Here is a 3,830-nt window from a genome sequence, read left to right on the forward strand (position 1 = left end):
GCCCGGCACATTGTCGATGTTGTCGCGCACGTCGACGACGATCTCGCCCTTTTCCGGATCGACATTGATCGTCACCTTGACCGGTATGCCTTCGTCGGCGACGCCCGGCACCGGATCATGGCGCGTTTCGTAGCTGTAGCTGCCGGCCGGCAGCTTGGCGATCGCCGCCTTGGCGCAACGCGCGCCGTAATCGAACCAGTCCTCGACGAAGCCGAGGATGGTGTCGCGGCCGTAGCGCGCGAACAGCTCACCGATACGCCTTTCGCCGGTGCGGCAGGCGCCGATCTGCGCGCGCACGTCGCCCAGCCACATGTCCGGCACACGGTTGCGCATCGTGCCGATGCGCAGGATGTCCTTCTTCTCCTCGTAATTCTGCGCGACGCGCACGCAGGGGAAGTGCATGCCTTCCTCGAAGATGTTCTTGGCGAAAGGCAGATAGGTCGACGGCACCGGCGCGCCGGTGTCGGCGTGGTGCGACAGCGCCACGACCCAGAACAGCGGCTCGCCCTCGAAGAACACCGGCATCGCCATGATCAGGTCGGCGTGATGGGTGCCGCCGGTATAGGGGCAGTTGTTGAGGAAGATGTCGCCCTGCGTGATGTCGTCGAACAGGTCGGTCAGCGGCCGCGTCGCCATGTCCATCGACATGACGTGGATCGGCAGCGCGTCCTCGACCGAGACCAGCCGATGATCATAGGTCAGGATGGCGCAGGAGAAGTCGCGCGCGTTCTTGATCACCGCCGAGCGGCTGGCACGCATGACGACCAGCGTCATCTCGCGCACGATCGCCTCGAAGCGGCTTTTCAGCACCGACATCAGGAAGGGGTCGACACGGCGTTCAGCGACGTCGAGCTCGAGCCTGTTGATGGAGTCCATGGGTCGTTCTCTCACGTGATTGTTGAACTAGGCGATGTTGACGACGAGATTGCCGTAGCGGTCGATCTGCCCTTGATGCTGATCCTTGAGATAGGCCGTGAAGGTCTCCGCCTCGACCAGGCAGGGGCCGGCAAGCTGCGCGCCGGCGCGCAGCTGCGCAAGTTCGTAGACCGGGACCGTTTCGACACGACCGCTCTCCTGCTGATAGATGCCGCGCCTGGCCTTCAGGTCGATGGGGCCATTCTGATCGGGCAGCGTGTTCTTCTGCCAGATGTCCTGGCCCGAGCGCTTGCCGATGGCGCGCAGCTTCCATGCCGTGAACTCGACGACGTCATTGTCTGCGCGGATCGAATAGATGCGCTCATGCATCTTGTGGAAGGCTTCGACCAGACCCGGCAGATCGCCCTCCGATACCATTCCGTCCTTGGCCTCGAACGGCACCTCGATCTCGAAGGACTGGTATTCGTAACGGCCGAGGAAGGAGAACTCGAACTGACGGTTCTCCGCCGCGACGCCGGCCTCGGCGAGGAAGGTGTTGCCGGCCTGCTTCAGCCGCTTCAGCGCGTCGTTGACGCCGGCGACGTTGAAGTCCGCATCGGAGGTGAGCAGCACCGCGCTCTCTTCCGAGCGGATGTCGGAGATCAGGCCGCCAAAGGCGCTGAGCCCGGCCATGAAGCGCGGCACCATGTAGCGCTTCAAGCCGAGGATGTCGGCCATCTCGGCGATGTGGATGGCGGTGGCGCCGCCGCCGCAGACAAAGAAGCTATCGCGCGGGTTGATGCCCTCGCGCACGGTGATCTCCTCGATCGCCGCCACCATGTTGTGGTTGGAAGTGGTGTAGATCGCGTAGGCGGCTTCCTCGCGCGTCACGCCGAGCCGCGCGGCGATCTTGTCGACCGCGGCCTCCGCCAGCTCACGCTTCAGCTGCATCTTGCCGCCGAGGAAATAATCCGGATCGACGATGCCGAGCACGACATTGGCATCCGTGACAGTCGGCTCGGTGCCGCCCTGCCCGTAGCAGGCCGGGCCTGGCCGGGCCCCGGCGCTGCGCGGGCCGACCTGCAGCAGGCCGCCTTCGTCGACGAAGGCGATCGAGCCGCCGCCGGCGCCGACCGAGCGCACGTCGACCTTGGGAATGCCGAGCGAGTCGTCATGGATCATGCTGTCCGGCGTGACGATGATCTGGTGGTCGCGCAGCGCCGACACGTCGAAAGTGGTGCCGCCCATGTCGCCGACGATGATGTCGGGCTCATCGGACAGCGCCAACGCCGCCATCGGCGCCAGCGTCGGACCGGACATGACGCTGTAGATCGGCTTCCGGATCATGTCGGCCAAAGGCATCATCCCGCCGACGCAATTGGCAAGCAGCAGCTCGCCCTCGAAACCCTCCTCGTCGAGCGCCGTCTTCAGCTTCTCGATATAGGTGCGCACGATCGGATTGATCGAGGCATCGATCGCGGCCGCGATGATGCGCTTGTATTCGCGCGGCATCGGGTTGATCTCGTGGCTGAGCGTCACCGGGATGCCTGGCAGCTCTTTCTCCAGGATCTCGCGCACGGCAAGCTCATGCGCCGGGTTCACCACCGACCACAGCAGACCGACTGCGATCGCCTCGACGCCGAGGCCTCGGAATTCGGCCGCCGCCTTGCGCACGTCGTCCAGCGACAGCGGCGCGAGCTCGCGGCCGCGCGCGTCGATGCGGCCCGCGACCGTCTTGGTCAGGTGGCGCGGCACATAGGGATCGGGATAGTTCAGCCGCCACTGGAAGGCGCCTTTGCGCGGGCCTTCGCGCAGCACGAGGATGTCCTGGTGGCCGGCGGTCAGGATAAGGCCGACCTTGACCGTCTTGCGTTCGACCAGCGCGTTGGTCGACACGGTCGAACCGTGCACGACGAGGTCGATCTCTTTCATGAAGTCGGCGCCGCTCAGGCCATAGCCCTCGGCCGCGACATGCAGCACGTTGATGAAGCCCTTCTCGAATTCGCCGGGCGTCGTCGGCGACTTGAAGATCGCGATCTCGCCCTTGCTGTTCGAGACGAGGCAGTCGGTGAAGGTGCCGCCGATGTCGATGCAAACTTGATAGGCCATACGAGCTTCCCGAAGAGGTTGGAGTATCAGCGCCTGGCTTCGTCGCGATTGACGATCAGGCTGACGATGATGATGACGCCCAGGCAGATCTGCTGCAGATAGCCGTCGATCTGGACGAGGTTCATGCCGTTGGAGAGCACGGTGACGAACAGCGCGCCGAGCACGGCAGCGCCCACGCCGCCCTCGCCGCCGGAAAGGCGCACACCGCCGACCACGGCGGCCGCGATTGCCTCCAGGGTGAGATTGCCGCCGAGATTGGGCTCGCCCGAGCCGGTGCGCGCGGTGAGCAGAAGCGCGCCGAGCGCCGCCAGCAGCGCGCAAAGCATGTAAGCCAGCACCAGCACCGGCATGGTGCGGATGCCAGCCGCCACAGCCGCCTTGGGATTGGCGCCGATGATATAGAGGCTGCGGCCGAAGCGCGTCGCCTTGAGCGTCAGGAACAGAAGCACGAACACCAGCGCGGCGATCCAGATCGGCGTCGAGATGGCCAGCAACGAACCCTCCGCGAATTCGGCGGTGAGGCTCTTCGGCAGGCCGGTGACGGGGAAGCCGCCGCTGATCGTCGAAGCAAGGGCCAGCACCATATTGGCCATGCCGAGCGTCGTCACCAGCGGATTGATGCCGATGCCGGCGATAAGCAAGCCGTTGGCGAGGCCGATCGCACCGGCGATCAGAACCGCCGCGCCGACGCCATAGAGGATCGAAATGTCGCCGCCGCCCATCGCCACCATCGCCATCGAGGCGGCGACGCTGACCAGCGAGACGGTGTAGCCGAGCGAGAGATCGAAGCCACGCGTCAAAAGCACCATGGTTTGCGCCATGGCGAAGATGGCGAGATAGCTCGCCTGCAGCGCGATGTTGCGAAA

General features: G+C 65.1%; 3 protein-coding genes. All 3 read right to left on the bottom strand.

Translation table 11 applies throughout. The features are described 5' to 3' along the window. Positions 1-876 (bottom strand): hydantoinase B/oxoprolinase family protein (locus tag EOD07_RS26070; RefSeq protein WP_164772528.1); only part of this gene is annotated, 876 nt, incomplete at its 3' end. A gap of 27 nt (positions 877-903) precedes the next feature. Beyond that, complete coding sequence (locus tag EOD07_RS26075; protein ID WP_127237458.1) at positions 904-2,964, bottom strand: hydantoinase/oxoprolinase family protein; 2,061 nt, start codon at positions 2,962-2,964, stop codon at positions 904-906. 26 nt (positions 2,965-2,990) lie between these two features. Then, positions 2,991-3,830 (bottom strand): ABC transporter permease (locus EOD07_RS26080; RefSeq protein ID WP_164772529.1); only part of this gene is annotated, 840 nt, incomplete at its 5' end.

The sequence above is a fragment of the Mesorhizobium sp. M2C.T.Ca.TU.002.02.1.1 genome, from assembly GCF_003997225.1.

Coding starts and splice junctions, on each gene's coding strand:
- EOD07_RS26075 (WP_127237458.1), bottom strand. CDS start 2,964: ATGGCCTATCAAGTTTGCATCGACATCGGCGGCACCTTCACCGACTGC.